General features: G+C 73.2%; 16 protein-coding genes and 1 other RNA gene. 10 read left to right on the forward strand and 7 right to left on the reverse strand.

The genetic code is table 11. The features are described 5' to 3' along the window. Window positions 1-157 precede the first annotated feature (157 nt). Genes INP57_RS16455 through INP57_RS16465 form a run of 3 tightly spaced genes read right to left on the reverse strand, consistent with a single transcriptional unit; the run spans window position 158 to window position 7,637 of the window. On the reverse strand, window positions 158-4,498 hold the full coding sequence (locus INP57_RS16455; RefSeq protein ID WP_307850119.1) for a TIGR02680 family protein: 4,341 nt from the start codon (window positions 4,496-4,498) through the stop codon (window positions 158-160). Then, window positions 4,495-5,769 (reverse strand): TIGR02678 family protein, encoded by a 1,275-nt coding sequence (locus INP57_RS16460; protein WP_200071092.1) that lies wholly within the window; start codon window positions 5,767-5,769, stop codon window positions 4,495-4,497. Before INP57_RS16460 ends, INP57_RS16455 begins: the two co-directional genes overlap by 4 nt. After that, complete coding sequence (locus INP57_RS16465; RefSeq protein ID WP_200071093.1) at window positions 5,766-7,637, reverse strand: DUF2397 domain-containing protein; 1,872 nt, start codon at window positions 7,635-7,637, stop codon at window positions 5,766-5,768. Before INP57_RS16465 ends, INP57_RS16460 begins: the two co-directional genes overlap by 4 nt. Before the next feature lie 275 nt (window positions 7,638-7,912). Between INP57_RS16465 and INP57_RS16470 the strand changes: the two genes are divergently transcribed. Next, window positions 7,913-8,848: a cobalamin biosynthesis protein gene (locus tag INP57_RS16470; RefSeq protein ID WP_200071094.1), complete on the forward strand. Its 936-nt coding sequence runs from the start codon at window positions 7,913-7,915 to the stop codon at window positions 8,846-8,848. Window positions 8,849-9,173: 325 nt separating this feature from the next. On the opposite strand, the gene INP57_RS16475 is transcribed toward INP57_RS16470, so the two are convergent. From INP57_RS16475 to INP57_RS16485, 3 genes are all read right to left on the reverse strand, one after another. After that, window positions 9,174-10,040 carry an SURF1 family cytochrome oxidase biogenesis protein gene (locus tag INP57_RS16475; RefSeq protein WP_200071095.1) on the reverse strand — a complete coding sequence of 289 codons (867 nt, stop codon included), beginning with the start codon at window positions 10,038-10,040 and terminating at the stop codon, window positions 9,174-9,176. 57 nt (window positions 10,041-10,097) lie between these two features. Next, the gene (locus tag INP57_RS16480) at window positions 10,098-10,961 is read right to left on the reverse strand and encodes a fructosamine kinase family protein (protein WP_200071096.1); all 864 of its coding nucleotides are present in this window, start codon (window positions 10,959-10,961) and stop codon (window positions 10,098-10,100) included. A 242-nt stretch (window positions 10,962-11,203) separates the two neighbouring features. Continuing rightward, window positions 11,204-11,671, reverse strand: coding sequence for a low molecular weight protein-tyrosine-phosphatase (locus tag INP57_RS16485; RefSeq protein ID WP_200071097.1), 468 nt, complete (start codon window positions 11,669-11,671; stop codon window positions 11,204-11,206). A 156-nt stretch (window positions 11,672-11,827) separates the two neighbouring features. On the opposite strand from INP57_RS16485, the gene cobC reads away from it, so the two are divergent. The 4 genes from cobC to INP57_RS16505 are packed head-to-tail and all read left to right on the forward strand — an operon-like array spanning window position 11,828 to window position 15,696. Next, window positions 11,828-12,865: an Rv2231c family histidinol phosphate aminotransferase CobC gene (gene cobC, locus INP57_RS16490; protein WP_200071098.1), complete on the forward strand. Its 1,038-nt coding sequence runs from the start codon at window positions 11,828-11,830 to the stop codon at window positions 12,863-12,865. Between the two features lie 31 nt (window positions 12,866-12,896). Beyond that, a complete protein-coding gene (locus INP57_RS16495; RefSeq protein WP_200071099.1) occupies window positions 12,897-13,757 on the forward strand; it encodes a Nif3-like dinuclear metal center hexameric protein in 861 nt (286 codons plus the stop codon). Continuing rightward, the gene (locus INP57_RS16500; RefSeq protein WP_200071100.1) at window positions 13,754-14,479 is read left to right on the forward strand and encodes a zinc ribbon domain-containing protein; all 726 of its coding nucleotides are present in this window, start codon (window positions 13,754-13,756) and stop codon (window positions 14,477-14,479) included. Before INP57_RS16495 ends, INP57_RS16500 begins: the two co-directional genes overlap by 4 nt. Next, complete coding sequence (locus INP57_RS16505; RefSeq protein ID WP_200071101.1) at window positions 14,479-15,696, forward strand: bifunctional RNase H/acid phosphatase; 1,218 nt, start codon at window positions 14,479-14,481, stop codon at window positions 15,694-15,696. The genes INP57_RS16500 and INP57_RS16505 overlap by 1 nt, the downstream gene beginning before the upstream one ends. Window positions 15,697-15,944: 248 nt before the next feature. Here the strand turns inward: INP57_RS16505 and rnpB are convergent. Then, window positions 15,945-16,342, reverse strand: an RNA gene (gene rnpB / locus INP57_RS16510) — RNase P RNA component class A. Window positions 16,343-16,610: 268 nt separating this feature from the next. Between rnpB and INP57_RS16515 the strand changes: the two genes are divergently transcribed. The 5 genes from INP57_RS16515 to INP57_RS16535 all read left to right on the forward strand — a co-directional run bounded on the left by INP57_RS16515 (window position 16,611) and on the right by INP57_RS16535 (window position 23,420). Continuing rightward, on the forward strand, window positions 16,611-17,135 hold the full coding sequence (locus INP57_RS16515; protein ID WP_200071102.1) for an NAD(P)H-dependent oxidoreductase: 525 nt from the start codon (window positions 16,611-16,613) through the stop codon (window positions 17,133-17,135). A gap of 582 nt (window positions 17,136-17,717) precedes the next feature. Beyond that, a complete protein-coding gene (locus INP57_RS16520; RefSeq protein WP_374220949.1) occupies window positions 17,718-18,020 on the forward strand; it encodes a hypothetical protein in 303 nt (100 codons plus the stop codon). 6 nt (window positions 18,021-18,026) lie between these two features. After that, window positions 18,027-18,602, forward strand: coding sequence for a hypothetical protein (locus INP57_RS16525; protein ID WP_200071103.1), 576 nt, complete (start codon window positions 18,027-18,029; stop codon window positions 18,600-18,602). Beyond that, a complete protein-coding gene (locus INP57_RS16530; RefSeq protein WP_200071104.1) occupies window positions 18,577-21,474 on the forward strand; it encodes an ATP-binding protein in 2,898 nt (965 codons plus the stop codon). Before INP57_RS16525 ends, INP57_RS16530 begins: the two co-directional genes overlap by 26 nt. Continuing rightward, window positions 21,471-23,420 carry a hypothetical protein gene (locus tag INP57_RS16535; RefSeq protein WP_307850120.1) on the forward strand — a complete coding sequence of 650 codons (1,950 nt, stop codon included), beginning with the start codon at window positions 21,471-21,473 and terminating at the stop codon, window positions 23,418-23,420. The genes INP57_RS16530 and INP57_RS16535 overlap by 4 nt, the downstream gene beginning before the upstream one ends. Window positions 23,421-23,447 lie beyond the last annotated feature (27 nt).

Below are 23,447 nucleotides of genomic sequence, written 5' to 3' on the forward strand. Positions count from 1 at the left end.
ACCGGGCAGCGGCCCACGTGCGTGGAGCGGAGGACGGCGTACGTCCGCCGCACCCGAGTCCGGAACAGTCGTGACAAGGCATGCCTTCCCCGCAGCGGCCCGGAGATCCCGCAGCTGCGCGACCGCATACGCGGGGACGTCCGCTTCGTTCGCCGGATCAGGTCTCGGCGCGCTCCATGTCGCGGCCGTCCCACGTGGTGTGCGTGCAGGCGATGCCGTGGCCGCTGCGGGGGCGCAGCACGTCGTAGATGTGCATCTTCGGGATCTTCGGCGACACGCCCCAACCGCTGGGCCAGGTGATCAACCAGTCCATGTCCAGGTCCACCAGCAGGCCCAGCATCCGCGCGATCGTCGGATCGTCGAGCCGCTCGAAGGCCTCGTCCAGCAGCACCAGCCGCAGCGGCCCGCGATCACCGGAGGCGACGCTGACCGCGTCGTAGAACGCCGCCGCCGCGGCGAACAGGGTGACGTAGGAGATCAGCCGCGTCTCGCCGGAGGAGAGCTGTCGCAGCCGCCGCACCCGGGGCTTGCCCTCCGGCCCGACATCGCGCACCCGCACGGTGAACGCGAACCACGAGCGGTAGTCCAGCGCCCGCGCAAGGATCTCCGCGTAGCCGCCGGTGGCGCTGTCCCGCTCGGCCTCGATCAGATCGGTGAACACGCGCCGCAGCAGCGCGTCCTGCTCCTCGCTGCGGTTGGCGAACGGGGTGCGCACCAGCTCGATGGCCTGCTTGATGTCGTCGCCCAGCGACGGCGCCGGTTCCCACTCCAGCTGCACGTGCACGCCTTGGCTGGAGCGGGCGCCGTCGAGCACCTCGTTCATCCGCTTGCACAGGTTCTCGGCCACCCGCATCTGCCCGCGCAGCCGCTCCGCGAGGTCGCGGATCAGGTAGTCGGCGAAGATCGAGCGGTAGCGCTCACCCAGATAGCTGCGCTGCTCGGCGAGCCGCTCGGCGACCCGGCGGGCGGCGTCGGCCACCGGCTGCGGACCTTCCTCGCCGGTCACCGTCACCGTGAGCACGCCGTGCTGGTCGCCCGCGCTGATGTCGTAGCCGCCGCTGAGCGACTGCTGCAACGCCTGGAACCGGTTGAGCACGGCGGTTTCGCCCGCGGTCTTGCGCTCGCCTGCGGCCGCCAGCAGCTCGGCGGCTCTGTCGAGTTCGGACGGAGCTTCGGCCTGCGGCGCGTCGTCGGCGTCCTCTTCGCCGACGACCTGCGCGGCCGCCCACAGCCCCGGGATGCGCAGCGCGGCGTCGAAGGCCTCCGCGGCGGAATCCGCCTCGGACTCGCGGCCTTCGAGCTGACCGTGCTTGGTCTCCCACTGCGTCTCCAGCCGGACCACCTGCTCGCGCGCGGTGCTGATCCGCTCCCGAGCGGCAGGCAGGTCCTCGCGCAGCTGCGCGCGCTCGCGGTCCAGCGCACCGACCTTGTCGGCGATCTCACGGGCTTCACCGCCGACGGCCTCGTTCAGCTCGGCCAGTCCGGCGGCCTGCTCGGCGAACTCGGAGCAGCGCTGCTCGGCCTGCGACTCGGCCTCCATCCGGTCGGCCACCGCCGCGTCGTGGTGCAGCGAGATGTCCCGCAGGTCGGCCAGCGTGGCCAGGCAGCGGGACTCGATCGCCTCGTGCAGCGCGTCGATCGCGGAGCGGGCGTCGGTGGCCGCGCGGTTGGCGTGCTCCAGCGCCTGCGTCTCCGGCGGCAGGTCGGCTTCACCGGCCGCGCGCACCAGTTCCGAGCGGGCGGCCTGCCACCGCTGATCGGCCTGGTCGTGCTGTTCGCGGGCTTGCGCGGCGTGCCGTTGGGCGTCCTCGGCGGCTTCGTTGGCGCTGGTGAGCTTGGCGTGCGCGGTGAGCAGGTCGCCGTCGTCGGGGTAGGACTCCAGGTGCTTGTCCAGTGCCTCGGCCTGCTCGGTCGCTTCGCGGTGGCGCCGCTCGACGTCGCCGATCCGCTCGCGCAGCGCGGCCAGTTCCTCTTCGAGCTCGGCGATCCGCCGCGCGCGTGATGCTTCCCGCGCGCCGGCGCCGACGTACTCCGCGGCGTCCTTGTGCCAGCGGCCCGCGAGCACGCCCGCCCGCCAGCGGCCGTCCACCGCGACGCCCAGCCCCCGCTCGTCCGAAGCGGCCGCCGCGTCCGAAGTGGACACCGACGCGAGCAGTGCGGCGACCCGCTCGGCGGGCACCGGCGAATCCGGCTCGGCGGCCGGAGTCAGCAGGTCGGCCAGCGTGCCGCCGGTCGCTGCGGCTGCGGGCACCGCCAGCAGGTCGGCAGGCTCGGCGAGCTCGCCGCGTTCCGTGACCCAGGCGTTGAGCAGCCCGCTGGCCTGCAACGCCGCCTCGAGACCGGCCTGCTCGTCCGCGCCGAGCGACGGCTGGAAGTCGACCAGCCGGTAGAAGGCGCGCCCGGCGGCGGAATCCCGCTCGGCCGTGGCCCAAGCCGGGCGATCCGGGACGCGCTCGTGCCCCGCCCGCAGCTCGGCGAGTTCCTGCTCGCCGGTGCGCGCACGGGTGCGCAGCTCGTCGAGCTCGCGGTCCACCTCGGAGATCCGCTGCCGCGCCTCCTGCAGTTTCGGCCGCGCCCAGCGGCGGGTGAGTTCCCGCGCCTGGCGCGTCGCCGCGCGGTCCGCCAGCAGCGCTTCGGCCTCCGGCGGCTCCGGCACCGGATCGTCCGAAGTGGACAGCGGCCAGTCGGCTGCCCAGCGCCGGACGTTGTCCCGCCACGTGCTCGCGGCCTCGGAGAGCCCCTGGTGCGCTTCGTTGCGCCGCCCGGCGGCTTCGGTGGCGATCAGCTGCGCTTGGCGCGCCTGCTGCTGCAGCTTGGCGACCTGCTCCTGCTGGCCGTCCAGTTCCACGGCCTGCTGGTGCAGCGCCAGCGTCAACGCGCCGCGCTGCTGCGCGACCGTGCCCGCGTGCGCGGCGCGATCGGCCGCGGCGCGGTACTGCTCGGCCAGCGCGTCGGTGCCGACCTCGGGGGCGCTGCGGCGTTCGATCTCCAGCGGCTCGGCGTCGGCCTCCGGCGCCGCACGCACCCGGTCCGGAGTGCTCACCGGCTCCGCCTTCGGCACCTCCGGCGGGCGCGGCACCAGGCCGCCGTCCAGCCCGGCCGCGGACAACTGCCGGTTCGCCCGCTGCGCCGCCTGCTCGGCCGACTCGCCGTCGCCGACCAGCCGCCGCAGCGTGCCCAGCACCGACTCCAGCGAGCGGTCCTCCTGCCCGCGCTGCCGCGCTGCGGTGTCCAGCGCCGACGCGGCCGCCGAGCGGGCGCCTTCCACGACCCGCTCGCGGTCGCGGAGGTTCTGCAGTTCGGCGTAGGCCGGGTGCGAGCGCAGCGCCTCGACACTCGATTCCAGGCGGCCTTCGCGCTGCTCCAGCTCGGTCACCGACTGCTGCGCGGCGTCCCGGTCCGCGCGGTGCGCGGTGAGCTGCTTCTCCAGCTTCGCCAGCTCGTTGCGCAGCGAGCGCAGCTTGTCGCGGGCGGTCCGCATCGCCTCCGCGCGCTCGCGCAGCGCTCCCAGCGCGTAACCGGAATAGGCGGACAGGAACGCGCCCAGCGCCTTGTCCGCGCCGGTGAGCCGGACGATGTTCTCCCGGATCGACTCCAGGTCGTCGAACGAGGTCGCCAGCCGCTCGATCAGCGCGGGCTCCAGCGGCGGCAGCGCATCGGAGAGGATCTGCTCCAGCTGTCCTTCCAGTACCTTCAGGCCGACGTCCGGGTTGCGCAGCGTCCGCTGCAGGTGCAGCAGATCGCCGTAGCGCGCCGCGGGCACGCCGTAGACCTGCGCGGCGATCTTCGCGCGGAACGCCTGGTCGTCGAGCACGCAGTCGGCGCCGAGCACGTCGCGCAGCTGCGCCGGGCCGAGCGGCACCCGCTCCGGGCCGATCAGGTGCAGCGTGTGGCCCACCCGGCGGGTGGTGATGAAGCGCCACGAGTCACTGACCGCCTGCGAGGTCTTCGACGCCTTCACGCCGACCCCGCAGGTCAGGAACTCCTCGCCGCCGTCGGGGCGATCGCGGCGCAGCTCCACCCACGCGTAGCCGATGCGGTTCGGGCCGCCGGGGTACTCGTCGAGCATCAGGCGGCGGATGCTGACCGTGTCGAAGCCCTTGGAACCGAGCTGGCGCAGGTCGCCGTCCAGGCACAGCGGCAGCAGCAGCTCCAGGGTGCGGGACTTGCCGGAGCCGTTGGTGCCCTGGAAGATCGCGCGGCCGCCGGAGAGGTCGAAGGTGTTCTCGGCGTACTGCCAGATGTTCACGATGCCGCCGCGGTGCAGGCGCCAGCGGTGCACCCCGGGCGCCGCGGGGTCGTCGGCGGCGAACTCGTGCGAGCCGTCCGCGGCGGAGTTCGCAGCCGGGAGATCCGGCGCCCGCATCGCATCGGTGGCCGAAGAGCTCGCGGGCGGGGCCGCACCACCGGCGCCATCGTCCGAGGTCGCGCCGTTCGACAGTGCGCCGTCGGAGATCGCGCCGTCCGGGTTCGCCGGGTTCGCCTCGTCGGGGGTCACCGTGGACCGTCCTCTTCCAAGTCGTCGAACAGGGACAAGCCGGGCGGTTCCGGCGCGGGAGCGGGCTCCGGTTCGCGGCCCGGTGCCGGAGTCGCGTCCGGCTCCGGCAGCCAGCGGTGCGCGGCCGGGCTCAGCCACCAGGTCTCGCCGTCGGCGGCCGAGCCTTGCGAGTCGGCTGCCGGGTCTCCGCCGCCCGGCTCCGCGGTGTCCGGCGCGCGCAGCAGCCCCAGCCGCTGCAGCAGTCCTGCGACGTCGCCGACCAGTTCCTCCTGGTCCTCGGTCGCCTGCCGGGACCACGCCGCCGGGTAGGACTCGACCAGCTCGCCGCAGACCTCCCGGAGATCCTGCCAGGTCACCGGATGCGCCCCGGTGCCCTCCCGCGGTTCGCCGCGGGCCAGCAGCTCCGGCAGCGCCAGCAGTGCGATACGCGCGACCGTGCCGGGGCCGGGGAACAGCGTGTCGGTCAGGTAGTCCTCCGGGTCGCTGACCACGACGCCTTCCGAGCGGACCTCGGTGACCAGCCCGAAGAACCGCTCCAGCAGCCGGGCTTCGGTCCCGAAGTGCTTGAGCAGCCATTCCCGCTGCTGCGCGGGCAGATCCTCGTAGAGCACCACGGGGTCCTCCACGAGCCTGCGCCGCACCGCGTGCTCCACGCTGCGCGGACCGGCCTGCGCGGCGGTCGCGACGAGGTCCTCCGGACCGTCGGCCTCGGCGATCGGTCCGGCCGGGAGCCTGCCCAGCAGGTCGGTGTCGATGGTGATCAGCGCCTCCGCCGAGGAGTCCGCGGCGTTCACGGTGCCCTCGGTCTCGGTGATCACTCCGAGGCTGACCAGGTGCCGCAGCGCGGCGGTGAGCGCGCGCCGATCGCCGGTGTCGTCGGCCACCGGCACCCCGGCCTCCACGGCCGCCGCGCGCACGTCGACGACCAGGCGGGACAGCAGCACCTGCCGGCCGATGCCGGTGAGCGTGGCCAGCGTCAACGCCAGGTACGCGTACCCGCGCGGGGACAGCGACGGTTCGCCGCGGGTGGCGTCCTCGCCGGGACCGGCCTTGTAGAGCCGCGCGAACCTGCGTTCCACCACGAGCCGGTAGCCCAGCAGCGAGGAGAACAACTCGTGCAGCGCCGCGCGCTGGCGGTAGATCATCGGCAGCAGGTCGCCGTCCGGCGAGCCGGGCCGCAGCAGCGGCCTGCGCAGCAGCGCACGCGCGCAGCGGACGACGTTGCCCGCGTCGATCTCGGAGAGTTCGTCGAAGACCTTGGTCGCGTTCACCGGGCGGCTCCGGTCGTTTCCGTCGCCTGCTCGGTGAACGCGCCGTCGTGGCGCTCCTCGGGCACCGCGTCGTCCCGGCGCTCATCGGACACCGTGCCGTCCGGGCGCCCATCGGACACCGCGCCGTCCCGGCGCTCATCCGAAGTCGCGTCGTCCCCGCCCGCGTCCGGCAGCGCGCCGTCGCCGCGCACGTCCACCACCGCGTGGTCGAGCGTGAGCGTGCCTCCGACGCTGCCGATCCTGGTGTGCTGCCCGTCCTCCGGCCGCACCGTCACCCGCAGCCGGTGCACCGGGTCCAGCGCCGAACCGGTGTCCTCGGAGCTGTCCCGCTGCGCCATCGCCAGCGTCAGCAGCTCGCACAGCACGCCGAGGGCGTCCCCGGACAGCCTGGTGCCCTGCAGGTCCGGCCCGGCGGCGGCCAGCTCCGAGATCGCCGCGCTGCGCCGCGCGTCCTCCTCGCGCGCCTCGGCCAGCAGCGTCTCCTCGGTCATCGGGTCGTCCAGCACCCGCGACGTGCGCCCGCGCGCGCCGCGATCGCCGCGGCTGCGCACGCTCACCGTCACGTCCTGCACCGGGCCGTCGCGCCACGGCACTTCGTGGTTGTCGCTGTCGTAGTCCGGGGCCGGCAGCAGGTGCCGGGCCGAGTACAGGCCGAACGCGGCCGCGTAGAGCCGGTGCGCCTGCTGCGGCTGCGACTCGTCGAACCAGCGGGCGAGCTTCAACAGCTCACCGCGCCTGCCCGGCAGCAGCCCGCCGCCCGAGGTCGCGCGCTTCACGCTGGCCAGCAGCGAACCGATGGCCCGCGCGGTGGCCTCCCGCAGCGCCGCCACCTGGCTGGGCCTGCCCGGCGCGTCCACGAACCAATCGGTGAGTTCCTGCCAGTCCGCCGCGGTGCGCCCGCGCGCCCGTTCCACCTCGGTGCCGAGCTGATCGGCCGGACCGAGCAGCCGCAGCAGCTCAGCGCGGTCGGCGGCCAGCCCGGCCAGCGAGGTCGCGATCGTCTCGGTGTGCCGCAGCACGTCCTCCACGACCATCTGGATGTACTCGACCAGCAGGTTGCGGAACCCGGAGATCTCCTCCGGCGCCAAGTGGTGGCGGGTGACGACCTCGCCGAGGTAGGCGTAGAAATCCCGCACCGTTGCGGCGAGTTCGGCGTGCTGCAGGAAGACGGTGGTGACCTGCTCGGCCAGCCGCTCGCGGGTCTGCTTGGCGCGCTGAGAGCGCGGTTCCGCGCTCTCCGACGGCGCTGAGCGCGGTTGCGTACTTTCCGACGGCGCTGAGCGCGGTTGCGTATTTTCCGACGACGCTGAGCGCGGTTCCGCACTTTCCGCGGCCAGCGCGTCGGACAGCAGCGAGCCGATCTGGCCGAGGCCGCGCTCGATCGCGGGCAGCAGCTCGCGGGACACCTCGCGGGCGCCTTCGGGCACCCGCAGCAGCGCGTCCACGTCCCGCTGGACCCGCACGGCGAGCTTGCTGACCTGGTAGCGGACGCTGCCGTGCTGGAACTCGGCGATGCTGGCGGCGATCGTCTCGCGGCGGCCGAGCACCAGGTTGCCCCAGCGGCGCAGCTGCTTCAGCCGGTCCACCACGGTGTCCACATCGGACTCACCGGGGTCGATGCGGCCGTCCCGCTCGGCGGCGGCCAGCGCCGCGGTCACCTCGCCGACCGACAGGTCAGCCAGCAGCGTCGAGGTGAACAACCGCATGATCGCCAGGTAGGTGCGGTGCTTCGGCTCGCCGAGGTAGGTGAACAGCGCGAGCCGCCGCTCATCGGCGCGCGCGTCCGAGGTGGCGTGCCCGGGCGCGGTGGCCTCGGTGCCCGCCACCCCCGCGCGCAGCACGTCGGCTTCATGATCCGGGGCGGTCACGGTCGGCCACGATAACCCGCCCACCCGACACGGCCGGTCACCTGTGCCTTTTCGGAGAGGCCGGGAAGGGTTCTGCGTAGGTGGTCGCTCGGCGGAACCGCAGGCGTCGGAGAACCCGCGGCGGTCCCGGTTGCCGAGGTGGCCGGCGCAAGCGGCTTCGCCGCTCCGGAGCAGAACCTGGTGCGGGTGCCCGCTTCGGGCGGGTGGCGCGGCGGTAGCGTGCTGCTGCCTGGACGGGTGAACGCTGTGGGTTGAACGAGGGGAGCGGGGCACCGGTGAGCGCGGGACGAGCGGTCGGGCTGCTACTCGGAGTGGCGGCCGATGCCGCGTTCGGCGACCCGCGGCGGTGCCATCCGGTGGCTGCTTTCGGGCGCGCTGCCCAGGCGGCGGAGCGGAGGCTGCACCGCGATCGCCGCAGCACCGGGATCGCCTACGCGGGCCTGCTCATCGGCGGTACCGCGGTGCTCGGCGCCACCGCCGAACGCGCGACCCGCCGCAGCCCCGTGCTGCAAGCCGCCTGCACCGGCCTCACCACCTGGATCGTGCTCGGCGGTGCTTCGCTGGCGGACGAAGGAACGGCGATGGGCCGCCTGCTCGACGCGGGCGACCTGGACGGCGCTCGGGAGCGGTTGGCGCACCTGTGCGGCCGGGAAGCCGAGCACCTCGACGAGCAGGGGCTGGCGCGGGCCACCGTCGAATCGATCGCGGAGAACACCAGCGACGCAGTGGTGGCGCCGCTGGTCTGGGGCGCCGTCGGGGGCATGCCCGGCCTGCTGGCCTACCGAGCGGCGAACACGCTCGACGCGATGGTCGGGCACCGCTCGCCGCGGTACGCGAAGTTCGGCTGGGCCGCCGCGCGGACCGACGACCTGCTGAACCTGGCACCGGCTCGGCTGGGCGCGCTGCTGACCGCGCTGTGCGCGCCGGTCGTCGGAGGTTCGGCGAGCGGGGCGTGGCGCACCCGGCGGCAGGACGCCGCAGCGCACCCGAGCCCGAACGCCGGGCAGATCGAGGCGGCGTTCGCCGGGGCGTTGCAGGTCCGGCTGGGCGGCCGGACCGTCTACGGGCAGGCCGTGGAGCACCGGCCGGTGATGGGCGAGGGGCGCACCGCGGACGCGGGCGACGTGACCCGCAGCGTCGAGTTGTCCCGCGTGATCGGCTCGGTCACCGGGCTGCTCGCCGCCGCTGCCGCACTGGCGCGCGGCCGCTGAGCGCATCGCTGCGCCTGCCGGAATGCCACCGCAGCGGCCAGCGGGAATGCTGGGGCGCGGCAGCGTTGCAGCGACGCGGGATGCCGGGCCATTGGGCCCTGTGCGCTGCGACGAAACCGCCCTTCACTGGCTTGTGACCCGCCGTGGGCGAGCGGCGATCAGCCGGGTGCGCGGGTAGGACTGGAGGCAGTGGAGGTGGTCGGAATGACCGATTTCCTGGCGATCGTGCCGTCGCTGATCGTGCTGTTCGCGGTGCTGGCGGTGGTGTGGCTGCTGACCTTCAGCTACCGGCGCCCGCCCGGCAAGCACTGAGCGCCGGGCGCGGTCAGCGCCCCTTCGTGGCGTCCTGCTGCGCGTCCTGCTGCTGTTCGCCCTGCTGCTCGCGCTGTTCCTGTTCGCGCCGCTCGTCCTCGGCGACCGCCTCCGCGACCGACATCTTGCGCGATTTGCGCACCGAGCCGACCCGCTCCTCCGGCCGCGTCTCCGCGTAGATCAGGTAGCCCACCCCGGCCACCGCCATGATCCCGAACGAGATCCACTGCAACGCGTACGAGAAGAACGGGCCCGACTCCAGCTGCGGCAGGGGCAGCGGCCCCAGCACTCCGGGCTGGCCGTCGACCAGCGCGAAGTAGCCCGGCCGCAACTGCATGCCGGTGCCCTGCGAGAGCACGCTCGAGTCGATCGAGTACGTCCAGCGATGCCCTTCCCGCTGGAAAGTCGGCCGGTTCTCGTCGTCGTGCTCGTCCACCCGGACCCGCGCGGTCAGCGTGACCCGGCCGGCGGGCGGCGCGTCGAAGTCCGGCGCGTGGGTGCCCCGCTGGCGCAGGAACCCGCGGTCGACCAGCAGCGTCTCGCCGGAGTCGGTGCGGAACGGGGTGAGCACCTCGAGCGCCGGTTCGCCCTGCACCGAACGCAGCCAGGCCAGCGTCTCGCCCGCGGGCAGGTAGTTCCCGGAGAAGGTGACCTTCGCCCACTCGTGCCGCTGGTCCGGCGCCCGGCCCGCGGGCAGCACCTCGGCCAGCGGTTTCGGGGCGGCGTGCAGCGATTCGGCGATGGCTTCGTTGCGCACCTTCCGCTCGTCGTTCCGGCCGAACTGCCACGGCGCGAGGAACGTGAAGCACAACGTGGTGAACGCCGCGACCAGCAAGATCAACGCGATCCAGCCGGGCTGCAGCAAGAACTTCAGGCGCACGCCCCCACGGTAGGCCGACGGTGCGCCGAGGTCCCTGGCGACCCCGTCACACCGCGCTCAGGCCGCGGAGCGCGCCGCGGCCACCGCTTGCCGCGCGTAACCGCCGCCGAACAGCACGGTGTGCACCAGCAGCGGGAACAGCTGGTGCAGGCCCACCCGCTGCCGCCAGCCGTCGGCCAGCGGGCTGACCTCCTCGTACGCCGCCAGCACCCGCTCCAGGTGGGGGCAGCCGAACAGCGCCAGCATCGCCAGGTCGGTCTCGCGGTGGCCGCCGTGCGCGGCAGGGTCGATGAGCCAGGCGCCGCTCGCGCCCCAGTGCACGTTCCCGGTCCACAGGTCGCCGTGCAGCCGGGACGGCGGCTCGGCGGAACCTTCGAGCTCGGGCAGCCCGTCGCAGGCGCGCTCGAAGATCTGCGCCTCGGAATCGCCGATCAGACCGGCGTCGACGGCTTGCCGCAGGTACGGGCGCACGCGGTGCTCGGCGTAGAACGACGGCCAGTCCGCGCACGGCTCGTTGCGCATCGGGGCGAGCCCGATCCAGGCGTCGGCCGGACCGCCGGGCGGCGGGGCGCCGTGCGCGGGCGCTCCGGCGGCGTGCAGCCGGGCGAGTCCGCGGCCCAGTTCTTCGGCGGCGGCCGCGGTGGGGCTGCCTGCATCGAGGTGTTCGGTGACCAGGTCCCGGTCGTTGTTGCCGTGCACAGCGGGAACCGGGATCACGCCCGGCTCGGCCAGCCAGCGCAGCGAGGCGGCCTCGGCTTCGGTGGCGCCCGGCAGTCCCGGCGGGTTCGTCTTGACGAACACGTCGCGGCCGTCGTCGAGCCGCACGCTGTAGGACGCGCCGGCGTCTCCGCCGCCCAGCGTGCGCACCTGCACGGCCGCGGACCCGGTGTAGTGCTCCGCGACCTCCGCGGTCCGTCCCATCCTGACCTCACCTCCGGCTTTGCTTGCGGCTTCCCCAGCCCTGCACAGCGCGCAGGAACCCGGCGCTCATTCCGATGCCCCCGCGCCTCGCGGCGGACCGGACACGCCCGCACATCACCCGTCGGCGAGCGCTCCGATCAGAGTGAACGGCCTGTTGGTCCGAATAGATTGGGCGACCGGTCCGTTCACTCCGAGAAGTTCTGCGCTGATCGTGTGGGACACGGGCGTGTCGGCTCGGAAGGTCACTCGTCGTGCAGGTGGGCGCGGACCCAGTCGAGCAGGGCGGGCATCGCCGCTTCGATCATCGCCAGCGAGTCCTCGAAGCCGCGGTCGCCGCCGAAGTACGGATCGGGCACCTCCGCCCACTCGTCCGCGGCCGGGTCGAAGGAGCGCAGCAGCCGCACCCGCGCCGGATCGTCCGCCTCGTCCCGCGCCACCCGCAGGTGCCCGGCGTCCATCGCCAGCAGCAGATCGGCGCCCGCGTGCTGCTCATCGAACTGCGCGGCGACGTGCTCGGTGGGGTAGCCGTGGTCGGCGAGGACCTTCGCGGTGCGCGGATCGGCGCCTTCCCCGACGTGCCACGGGCCGGTGCCCGCGCTGGTCACTTCGACCTGCCCGGCGAGCCCTTCCCGGCGCAGGTGCTCGCCGAACACCAGCGCCGCCATCGGCGAGCGGCAGATGTTCCCGGTGCAGACGAAGGAGATGTGCAAGGCGGTGCTCCCGCTCTGTCGTGGGTGCTCTCGTTGCGGCCGTCGTGTCGACGCGGCGGCGGAACCTCGGCTTCCACCGGGCTTCGACGGTACGTGCCGGAGCCGGAGCCGTTCCCGGCACCTGTCCCGCGCGCGCCGGTGGCTAAACTGCCCGGGATGACCAGCCGGGGGGACGACGAATCGCTGCGCCACCACGGCGACGTGGATGCCGAACCCGGCCTGCTCGACTTCGCGGTGAACGTGCGCCTGCAACAGCCGCCGCGATGGTTGCGGGACCGGCTCGCGGCTGCGCTGGACGATCTGGGCCGCTATCCCTCCGCCGCGGACGACCTGGCCGCGCGCACGGCGGTCGCCGAACGGCACGGCCGCGATCCCGGTGAGGTGCTGCTGCTGGCGGGCGCGGCCGAGTGCTTCGCGCTGCTGCCGCAGCTGAACCCGCGTTCGGCGGCCGTGGTGCACCCCTCGTTCACCGAACCGGAGTTCGCGCTGCGCTCCGCCGGTGTGCCGGTGACCAGGGTGCTGCTCGGCGAGGACTACCGGCTCGATCCCGCGCTGGTGCCCGAGGACGCCGACCTCGTCGTCCTCGGCAACCCCACGAACCCCACTTCGCTGCTGCACCCGGCCGACGCGATCCGGGAGCTGATCCGCCCCGGCAGGCTGGTGGTGGTGGACGAAGCGTTCCTGGACGCGGTGCCGGGGGAGCCGGAGGGACTGGCGAGCTCGCCGATCCCGGGCCTGCTGGTGGTCCGCAGCCTCACCAAGATGTGGGGGTTGCCCGGGCTGCGCGCCGGTTACGCCCTCGGCGAACCGGAGCTGCTGAGCAGCCTGGCCGCGCCCCGCCCGCACTGGCCGCTGGGCACCCTCGCGCTCGAGGCGATCAACGCGTGCTGCGCGCCGGAGGCGCTGGCCGAGTCCGCAGCGGCCGCCCGCGAACTCGACGCGCTGCGCGCCGGGCAGGCGGCCGATTTGGCAGCCGTGCCGGGGGTTTCGGTGATCGGCCCGGCCCGTGCACCGTTCCTGCTGCTGGACGTCCACAATGGCGCCAAGGTGCGATCGGCGCTGCGGGACCGCGGCATCGCGGTCCGGCGCGGGGACACCTTCCCCGGTCTGGGCCCGGACCACCTGCGGGTGGCGGTGCGGGACGCCGGGCGCAACGCCACGTTGGTCCGGGCGATGCGCGAACTGCTCGGATAGTGCGAGAACGGCAGCGAGGGGTGCGAATCGGATGACCGTGCGGATTCGGGACGTCGTGGAGTCGCTGGAGGCGGCGTACCCGCCGGAGCTGGCCGAGCAGTGGGACGCGGTCGGCCTGGTCTGCGGCGATCCGGCGGCCGCGGTGCAGCGGGTGCTGTTCTGCGTCGACCCGGTGGAGGCCACTGTGGACGAAGCCGCGGACTTCGGCGCACAACTGCTGGTCGCGCACCACCCGCTGCTGCTGCGCGGCGTGCACGGGGTGCCCGCCGACGACCCCAAGGGGCACCTGGTGCACCGGCTGATCCGCTCCGGGATCGGCCTGTACTGCGCGCACACCAACGCCGACACCGCCGCAGTCGGAGTCTCGGACGCGCTGGCCGACGCGCTCGGACTGACCGTCAGCGCGCCGCTGGCGCCGCACCAGGAGGGCGCGAGCACCGGCCTCGGCCGGATCGGTTCGCTGCCGCAGCCGGAACCGTTCGCGCGCTTCGTCGAGCGGGTGGCCACGAACCTGCCCAGCACCGCATGGGGCGTGCGCGGCGCGGGCGATCCGGAACGGGAGATCAAGACCGTCGCGGTCTGCGGCGGCGCGGGCGACTCGCAGCTGGACACCGCGCTGGCCGCCGAGGTGGACGCCTACGTGACCGCCGATCTGCGCCACCACCCGGCGGGCGAGCACATCGCTCGCGGCGACCTCCCCGGCAAGCAGGTGCCCGCGCTGGTGGACGTGGCGCACTGGGCCAGCGAGTGGCCGTGGTGCCAGCAGGCGGCCGACGTGGTCGGCGCGGCGCTGCCGGATACTGTCGAGGTTCTTGTCTCCACTCGCCGCACCGATCCGTGGACCACCCATGCCTCCGGTGCGGCCCCCGACGCAGGGAGGACGCTCGCGTGAAAGCCGACCCCGCCGTGCAGCACCGGTTGCTCGACCTCGCGGAGGTGGACGCCGAACTGAACCGGGTCAACCACCGGCGCCGGACGCTGCCCGAACTGGAGGAGATCGGCGGCGCCGAACGCGACGCGCAGGCGAAGCGGGACGCGCTGGTCGCCGCGCAGACCTCGTTCGGCGACATCGACCGGGACGCCAAGCGGCTGGAGACCGAGATCGAGCAGGTCCGCAAGCGCGAGCAGCGGGACCGGCAGCTGATGGATTCCGGCGGCTCGTCCAAGCAGCTGGAGGAGTTGCAGCACGAGCTGCAGACCCTCGCCCGCCGCCAGGGCAACCTGGAGGACGAGCTGCTGGAGGTCATGGAGCAGCGCGAGGCCGTGGAGACCGACGTCGAGCACGCCCGCGGCGAGGTCACCGCCGCCGAGGACAAGCTCGCCGACGCCCAGCACCGCCGGGACGAGGCGCTGGCCGACCTGGACAGCACCGAGGTCAAGCGCAAGTCCGAGCGCGAGGTGCTGACCGCGGACCTGCCGGAGCAGCTGCTGGCCACCTACGACCGGATCCGCGAGGCCAAGGGCGTCGGGGCCGGGCTGCTGCAGGGCAACCGCTGCGGCGCGTGCCGGATCGAGCTGGACCGCGCCAAGCTCACCGACCTGCGCGACGCCGCCGCCGATGACGTGGTCCGCTGCGAGGAGTGCGGCGCGATCCTGGTCCGCAAGGGCTCCTGATGCGGGTGGTCGTCGAAGCCGACGGCGGTTCGCGGGGCAACCCGGGACCGGCCGGCTGCGGTGCGGTGGTGCGCGACGCCGACGGGGCGGTGCTGGCCGAGCGCTCGCTCGGGCTCGGGGTCGCCACGAACAACGTGGCCGAGTACGAGGGGCTGCTGGCCGGATTGCGGGCCGCTGCCGAGCTCGGGGCGGACGAGGTCGACGTCCGGATGGACTCGAAGCTGGTCGTCGAGCAGCTCAGCGGGCGTTGGCGGATCAAGCACGCGGCGCTGCAACCCCTTGCGGCGCAGGCGAAGGATCTGGTGGCCGCGTTCGCCGCGGTGCGGTTCGAGTGGATCCCGCGGGAGCGCAACGCGCACGCGGACCGGCTGGCCAACGCGGCGATGGACAGCCAGGCCGGGATCGAGCGCACACCCGCTGCCGGGGCTGCGGACAGCGCTGCCGCGGACGATTTCGCCGGGTCGGAGGCGGATGTTTCGGCCGGTAGGGCTGCGGACGCTGCTGCCGGATCGGCTGCGGATGTTGCTGCGAAACCGGCGAAGGCCGAGTCCCGCACGCAGCCCGCGGGCTGGACCGGCGCCACCGGTTCCCCGACGAAGCTGCTGCTGCTGCGGCACGGGCAGACCGAGATGTCGGTGGACCGCCGCTACTCGGGGCGCGGCGACGTGCCGCTGACCGATCTCGGGCAGCGGCAGGCCGTGGCCGCGGCGAAACGCCTGGCCGGGATGGACGGCGTGCGCACCGAAGCGGGTGCGGCGCCGATCGTGGCCTCCCCGCTGACCCGCACCCGGCAGACCGCCGAGGCCGTGGCCGCGGCCACCGGCGGCGAGCCGTCGTACCTGGACGGCCTGCTGGAGACCGATTTCGGCGCGTGGGAAGGGCTGACGTTCTCGGAGGCCGCGGAGAAGTACGCCCAGCTGCACCGCCGCTGGCTCGGCGACTCCACCGTGGAACCGCCGGATGGCGAGAGCCTGGACGCCGCGTTCCGTCGGGTCACCGCGGCCCGCGACGAGATCCTGGACCGGCACGCGGGCAGCACGGTGATCGTGGTCAGCCACGTGACCCCGATCAAGGCGCTGCTGCGACTCGGACTCGGCGTCGGCCCGGAGATCTTCTACCGGCTGCACCTGGACCTCGCGTCGCTGTCGATCGTCGAGTTCTACCCCGACGCGAACGCTTCGGTCCGCCTGGTCAACGACATCTCCCACCTGCCCTGACCCGGCGGCCGTTTCCGAGTGAACGGCCTGTTCGTCCAATCTAGCCGGACCAACGGTCCGTTCACTCCGGGAAGTTCGCCCTGGATCGAGCGGTGTGCGCGCGTGTCGGCCAGTGCCCGAACAGCGCGGGGTTCACTCCGGACTCCGTTGCCGCCGCGGCGAGGTGAGGTGCGGGCGTCTCGGGCGGGCCGGCTTCGAGGAGTCAACGGATCCGGTCGATCGGGCCGCTCGTTCTTCCGGTTAGTGCGCGGATGAGCCGACCTGTAAGCCGGATCCTGTTCCCGGGGGCCTTGCGGCCGTCCCGTTCGGCGGTCATCCATCTCGGCCTGCCGTCGCCGGCAGGCTCCAGCGGCCTACCCGCAGGCTCGGGCGGGCAGCCCTCGAGCACCTGCGCAGGCACCTCGCGGTGCCCTCTTGGCCTTGCTCCGGGTGGGGTTTACCGAGCCGTCCCGGTCACCCGGGACGCTGGTGGTCTCTTACACCACCTTTTCACCCTTACCCGGCCCGAATCGGGCCGGGCGGTCTGGTTTCTGTGGCACTTTCCCGCGGGTCACCCCGGGTTGCCGTTAGCAACCACCCTGCCCTGTGGAGTCCGGACTTTCCTCGACGCGGGTCGCGCCCGCGCCGCGACCGCCCGGTCGACTCATCCGCGCCGGTCCATTCTAGTCGCCGCCTCCCGGTACCCCGGCACCCAGCGTCCCGGCACCCAGCGCCCCGGCGGCCGGCGTTCCCGGCACCCGGCGTTCCGATGCGCGGACGTCGTTGCCCGGGCCGCCGCGGCCGGTTCTACTGGCGCCATGACCGCCGCCGCGTTGACCCGTCGCCGCTACGTGGACTTCGCGCGCGTCAACGGTGCTCGTTGTTCTTCCTGCTGAACCCGTCGCGCCCGTGCACACCGAGCAGGAAGTCCGGTCATGTCACCGATCATCACCGTCGTCGCCGCCGCACGTCCCGGTTCGAAACTCGAAGAGCTGGCGCGGGTCAGCACCGAAGCGTTGCACGGCAACGGTTTCCGGATGCGCGCCGTCCCGCTGCACCAGCTGCCGGAGTCCGCGCTGCTGGCGGGCGACGCCGATGCGCCCGCGCTGCGCTGGACCCGGCGGCTGCTCACCGGCTCCGCAGGAGTCGTGTTGATCACGCCGTGTTACGAGGCGCCGATGAGCCGCCTGGTCCGGACCTGGCTGGAACTGATGCCCCCGCTGCGGGGAACGGTGCAGGTCGTGGGCCTGGGTGCGACGCAGGCTCAAGCATCGGGGGTGGATTACGCCGCGCGGCGGCTCCTGCGCGAGCACGGTGCGCAGCGGATCGCGCCCGCGTGCTTCGTGCGCGACCGGTCGCTGGAGTCCACCGTGGACGGATGGAGCCTCGGCGGGTCGGCGCAGGAGCACCTCGCTGCCGCCCTCGGTGTGTTCCGGGAGGAACTCGCGTCCGCGGCGTGATTTCCGCGGGGTGGCGCCACGGCTGGTGGTCCTCGAAGGGCGGATCGGGCGAAACCGGCGCCGCCTTAGCCGTCCTGAGTGGACGTTCAACGGCGCCGTCCGGCGGTGTTCGACCGCTCCCGCGTTCCGCCCACCGGGAGCCCGCTGGTCACCGCCCGTGCCGCGACCTGCGCGGCAGCGTGGCGGGCCGGAACGCTACGCTGGATGCAGTCAAGATCACCGCCGGACGGGTCCCGGAAGGGGCCGCAGGCGGCGGTCCGGCACGGCGGCGTGGTGTGCGCAATTCCACTGACCGGCCGTTTCGTGCACGGTGCGTGTGGAAGGGATTCGCAACAGGGTGAACGAGCAGGGATTCGCGATCCGGCACCGCGACCGGCCTCGCCCTTACCCGCCCGCTGCTCCGAACGAGCCAACCCCGAATGGACCAGCGGAGTGGTGATCCGCGGTCCGGGACGCCGAGCCCGCCCGGCCGAACACTACTGCTGGTGACCATGTCATGTTCTACTCGTACCGGCGTGCCGGGAAGATCCGGCGGGCCGCAGCACCTACCCGACGACCCTTCACGCACTCAGGGGTAACAAGATGACCGCCATGCCGCTGGAAACGTTGGCGCACGTGCAAGCTGCGATGGATCCGCTGGCGCAGCAGACAGGTCTCGGCACAGAAGGCATCCGCGGGTGGATCATCAACAATCTGTTGCCGCTGCTGCTGCTGACCGTTGCGCTGCTGCTGCTGTGGCTCGGCGGCGGCAAGGGCGACAACGCCGGAGTGATGCGCCGCGTCGTCGGCGTCTTCGTCGCGCTGGCGCTGATCGGCTTCGCGGTCACCGGGGCGGGCGTGGACATCGGCACCTTTATCGCCGGCCTGTTCAGCACCAGCGGGTGATCGGCCGTGCGGATCCGCACCGACGACGAGGTCTACCGGGTCGACGCCGTCTGGCTCGGCCCGCCGAAGGCGACCTTCCCGTGGCGAGCCCGCTACGTGGCATGGGGCGTGGGAACCGTGGTGTTCCTGGCCGTGCTCGCGGTGGAACGCCGGATGAACATCGGCTTCGGGTTCTTCTCCACCGCGTGGGCGGTGATCATCACGATCGTGGTTACGCGGATCGTGTGTTCCCGGATCACCCACGAACGGCCGCTAGGGGCGGTGCTGACCATGTGGTTGCGTGAGCTGACCGCGCCACGGGAGAGCACCGCGGGACGCGGCGGAGCGGCAGGCGCGGCCAAGCTGCGGGTGCGCGCCGAACGTCCCAGGCCCAAGCCCAAGCAGACCAGCAAGCGCACCGGCCCGGCCGAGCAGCAGGGCGCGGCCGGGCGGGGCGGGCGGCCCGCCCGATCCCAGCGCAGCACCGGGACGGGGCAGCAGCCCGTCCGCCGCCCCAGGAGGTCCGCGGGCCAAGGCAGGCCCACCCGCGGGCGAGCGCGTAGCAAGGAGGTTCGCGGTGTTCGGTCGCCGTCGCGGCGGTGAGCGCCAGGCTCAGGTTCCCGGCACGCCCCAGCGCGCCCGCGGCGCGGGGGCGAAGGGCGCCGGATCGAAGGGCAAGCGCAAGGACCGCAGGCTGCCCGACGAGCAGAGCCTGCCCAGCTACACGCCGTCGATCGCCGCCCGCTCCATCGACGGGCACCTGCTGCGCACCGGGCAGGACGTGTTCGCCTGGTACCGGTTGTCCTCGCAGCGCTGGTCGTTCCGCTCGGACTCGCAGCGCCAGGACCTGATCGCGGCGATCGCCGGGCAGTACGCGGAGCTGCAGGGCCGCTGGATGCACCTGCGGGTCACCAGCCGCCCGTACCCGATCCGGATGTGGGCCGAGGCGCACGTGCACAACGCCCGCGGTGCGCTGCCGGACAGCCCGGGTGCGCTGAGCTTCGACGACTACATGGTCGGCGAGCAGCAGCAGCTGATGGGCCGGTCGATGGCCGAGAAGGAGGTCTACCTCGGCGTCCAGGTACAGACCCGCAACGTGGTGGACCGCGCGGTCGAGCGCGCCGCGCCGCTGCTGCGCAGGGTGTTCCCGGAGGCCGTGGACGCCGAACTCGTCGCCCTGGACAGCGAGATCGAGCACCTGGACCAGGTGATCGGATCCGCCGGGCTGGACGGCCGCCCGGTCACCGCCGAGGAGATGTCCTGGCTGATGCACCGGTCCTGCTCGCTGGGCCTGCCCGCGCCGCGCAACATGCCCGCGGTGCCCGGCGCGGCGTGGGAGCCCGAGGACCTGGCCTCGTTCACCGATGCGGCCGACCTGCACCAGGAGCCGTACGCGCCGACCGCCACGGTGCGCGGCCGCACCGGCTCCAACGCCGGTGTCAGCAGGCACGTCGCGGTGCTGACCGTGGGCCAGACGCACGGCCTGCAGGTCCCGGAGGTCGACGACCCGTGGTTGCAGCACTCCGACCGGCTGCCCGCCCCGGTGGAGTGGTCCGCGCGGATTTACGTGCGCCGCCCGGAGGACGTCGGCGGCGAGCTGCAGCGCCAGATGAACAAGGTGCGCTCGCAGGTTCGCCACTACACCGAGGAACACGGCCTGGAGCCGCCGACCTCGCTGTCCCGCCAGGCGGGCCGGGTGCTGGAGATCGACGACGAGATGACCACCGGTTTCACCGCGCTCGCCACCCGCGTGCGCTCGTGGTGGCGGCTGGCGGTCTCCGGCCCCACCGAGCGCGACGCGCTCAAGCTGGCCCAGCAGATCCTTGACCTGTACAAGCCGAAGGTCGCCATCGAGCACCCCGAGGCGCAGTACGCGATGGCCCGCGAGTTCATCCCGGGCGAGCAGCTGGCCTCCGGTGCCTACCTGCGCCGCGGTTCGGTGGTGTGGGCGGCCGCGGCGGTGCCGCAGGCGACCGCGGAGGTCGGTGACCGGCGCGGCGTGATGCTCGGTGAGACCTGCACCGCGACTCGGCGGCCGGTGGCGTGGGACCCGTGGATGGCGCAGGAGATCCGCGACGCATCCGGGCTCACGGCCATGGTCGCCGGACTCGGTGGCGGCAAGTCGTTCCTCGGCGGCGGACTCGTCTACAAGACGTTGCGCGCCGGGGCGCACTGGACGCTGCTGGACCCGTCCGGGCCGCTGGCGGAACTGTGCAAGCTGCCCGAGCTGCGGCCGTACGCGCGCCCGATCAACCTGCTCAACGCCCAGCCGGGCATCCTCAACCCGTACCGGGTGGTGGCCGAGCCGCAGCTGGATCACTTCGTCGACGAGGAAGACCCCGAGCGCGGCTGGCGGCGCGAACGCGCGCTCGCCGCGGCGACCCGGCGGCGCCTGGTGCTGGACGTGCTCACCGGGCTGCTGCCCTACGAGGTGGCGCGGCTGCCGCAGACCAGGATCGTGCTGCTGCGCGCGGTGCGGGCGGTCGGCGGCCGCCCGGACGCGCACCCCGGCATGGTCTTCGAGGCGCTGCGCCGGGACGCGTCCGAACACCACGAGCACGCCGTGGTGGTGGCCGACTTCCTGGACGAGCTCCGCGAGCGGATGTCGCTGCTGATCCCGGAGGCCGACGCCGACCCGTACTCGGAGACCCGCGAGGACCGGCTCACGGTGCTGACCATGGCCGGGCTGACGCTGCCGAAGGACGGCGTCGGGCGCGAGCACTGGACCGACGCCGAAGCGCTCGGCGTGGAGATGCTGAACCTGGCGGCGTGGCTGACCCAGCGCTCGGTCTACGAGCGGCCGAAGAACGAGCGCAAGGGCGTCTGGATCGACGAGGCGTTCTTCCTGTCCGAGGTGCCGACCGGGCGGGTGCTGATGAACCGCTTCGCCCGCGACTCCCGCAAGTGGAACGTGCGGGTGCTGCTGTCCAGCCAGATCCCCGCGGACTTCCTGCGGATCCAGGGCTTCGTGTCCCTTTTGGACTCGGTGTTCGTGGGCAGGCTGGACGACGAGCAGGCCCAGGCCGACGCGCTGCGGCTGCTGAAGGTGCCGGTCGACGCGGGCTACGAGCAGGTGGTCTCGGCGCTGGGCCGCAGGCCGGGGCCGGCGCGCAACAACAGCGAGCGGGACCGCTCGCCGCGCCAGTTCATCTTCGGCGACGGCGCGGGCGGGGTGGAGCGCATCCGCATCGACTTCGGCGGCCCGCACCTGGAGCACCTGCGCAACGCGCTGGACACCACGCCGGTCGGCGAGGACGAGAGCTCCGAGCGGCTGTCGCTGCCCGGCGGCGAGGGTGCGGCGAACTCGGACAGGCCACCGCCACCGTCCGCGCCGCCCGAGGACGACTACGACGAAGAGCTCGAAGGCTTCGACGAGCTCGAACTGGAAACCGTCGGCATCGGGCAGGGTGAACAGCACGGCAACGGCACCGACCCGCAGCAGCGGTCCGGTCGAGGCGGAGAAGAGCAGCGGTGAGTTCGCTGGTCGCGCCCACGATCATGGCGGCGCTGATCGTGGCCGTGGCGCTGCTCGTCCGCCGCCGCACCCGCGGTCGCGCGAGCCGGTCGACGCTGCTGGTGCTGGCCGTGCTGGTCGGCATCCAGGCGCTGATCGGCGCACCCGCCTCCGCGCAGGGCTTCGACTGCAAGGAGGCGCCGAACCCGGAGCGGCCGGGGTCCGGGATGGTCGGCGAGCTCGACCGGGCGCCGTTGGGCGTGGGCACGCCCGGCAGCGCCTACGACGAGGTCGGTTACGCCGGTCTGGTGTGGAACACCTACGACCTCGGTTGCGGTCCGCAGGGCGTGACCAACCCGAACGCGCTGGTGGACACCTGGCTCGGCAACGAGCTGTTCAACCTCGCCAAGAACGTCGTCGGCATCACCAACGGGCTGCACTACTCGCTGCTCGGGACCGGGCTGGTCGCTCCGCTGGACGACCTGATCTCCACCGGCACCGTGGCGCTCTACGACAGCGTCTTCACGCCGTGGTTCGGGGTCGCCGCGCTGATCCTGGCGGTGCTGCTGTTCCGCTACATCTGGCAGGGCGACCTGGCCACGATCGGCAAGCGCACGATGTGGGCGCTCGCGGGGCTGTGGCTGGCTTCGGCGACCTACTTGACGCCGTTGCTCTACACCCACGCCCTGGACGAGGTCGTGATCAAGGGAACTTCGGCGGTGCAGGCCGGGTTCCTGCAGAACGTCGGCGTCGATCGGGTCAACGCGCTGCCGACGCTGCTGCACGACCAGGTCGTCTACCAGAACTGGCTGCGCGGCGAGTTCGGTGATCCGGAGGGGCCGCAGGCCCAGCAGCTCGGCCGGGAACTGCTGCGCGCGCAAGCCTGGACCAAGCAAGAGGTCCGGGCCGGATTGGACGCCGGTTCGCCGGAGCCGAAGAAGCAGGCGTTCGAGAACGTCGCGGGCCGGATGGGCAGCGCCTACGGCACCTTCCAAGGGGTGGAGGGCAGCCGCGTCGGCGCGTCGGTGCTCGCGCTGCTGCAGAGCTTCGCGTTCGCCTCGTTCCAGTTGATCGCCAAGGTCGCGATCCTGCTGGCGCAGGTGCTGCTGCGGGTGATCGTGCTGGCCGGTCCGCTGATCGGCCTGGTAGCGCTGCTCAACCAGCAGATCCTGCGGGCGGTCGGCCGGGTCGCGGGCGCGGCGATGCTCAACGTGCTGGTGATCTCCGCGATGGCCGGGCTGCACACCTGGGTGCTGGCGTGGATCTTCAACCCGCTGCGCGGATTCCAGCCGCTGGCGCAGATCCTGCTGGCCGGGCTGGTGACGGTCGTGTTCCTGATGGTCGGCAAACCGGTGCAGCGGATGGGCCAGATGGTGCAGCTCTCGGTCGGCGGCTCGGGCGGCGTCGCGCAGGCTTCCCGCGGCGTGTTCTCCCGGTTCCGCGGCCGTTCCGGCAGGCGCGACGATCCGAGCGGGGATTTCTGGGACCAGGTGCGGGAATCCGATCCGGACGCGCCGCCGCCCGACCCGGCCGCGCAGCGCGGCAGGCGCCAGGGCAGGCCGGAGGCCGAGCACCAGTCGGTTTCGGCCACTGCGCAACGCCTGGACCAGCAGGGTTCCCCGTGGACCGCGCTGCCGGGTGCCTCTGCCGCGACCGGGGGCGGCTCCTCCGGTCAGGCGTTGCCCGCGTCCGGACCGGCGGCGCCACGCCGGCCGGGTGGCGCCGCGGCGCTGCCGGAGGGCCGGGTCAGCCGGGTCGTGGACACCGCACCGGTGGCCGATGCCTCGTGGGACCGGCGCCACGACGAGGATCCGGTGCTCGTCCCGTCCCGTGTGGACAGCGGGGTGACTCCGGTGGTGCCGGAGCCCGCGACGTCGCGGCGGTCCGACATGGAAGTGGTCTCCGGCAGGTCGATGCACGTGGTGTACCGGCCATCGCGCGGCCTGGAGGTCGCCGATGAGGATTGAGCAGCAACGACCCGGGCGGGCGCGCAC

It is taken from the genome of Saccharopolyspora galaxeae, from assembly GCF_016526145.1.
Classification (GTDB): domain Bacteria; phylum Actinomycetota; class Actinomycetes; order Mycobacteriales; family Pseudonocardiaceae; genus Saccharopolyspora_C; species Saccharopolyspora_C galaxeae.

Bases quoted from the DNA above. Each gene is read 5' to 3' on its own strand.
- INP57_RS16495 (WP_200071099.1), top strand. From the start codon at position 12,897: ATGACCGTGCGGATTCGGGACGTCGTGGAGTCGCTGGAGGCGGCGTAC.
- cobC (WP_200071098.1), top strand. From the start codon at position 11,828: ATGACCAGCCGGGGGGACGACGAATCGCTGCGCCACCACGGCGACGTG.
- INP57_RS16480 (WP_200071096.1), bottom strand. From the start codon at position 10,961: ATGGGACGGACCGCGGAGGTCGCGGAGCACTACACCGGGTCCGCGGCC.
- INP57_RS16515 (WP_200071102.1), top strand. From the start codon at position 16,611: ATGTCACCGATCATCACCGTCGTCGCCGCCGCACGTCCCGGTTCGAAA.
- INP57_RS16505 (WP_200071101.1), top strand. From the start codon at position 14,479: ATGCGGGTGGTCGTCGAAGCCGACGGCGGTTCGCGGGGCAACCCGGGA.
- INP57_RS16520 (WP_374220949.1), top strand. From the start codon at position 17,718: ATGACCGCCATGCCGCTGGAAACGTTGGCGCACGTGCAAGCTGCGATG.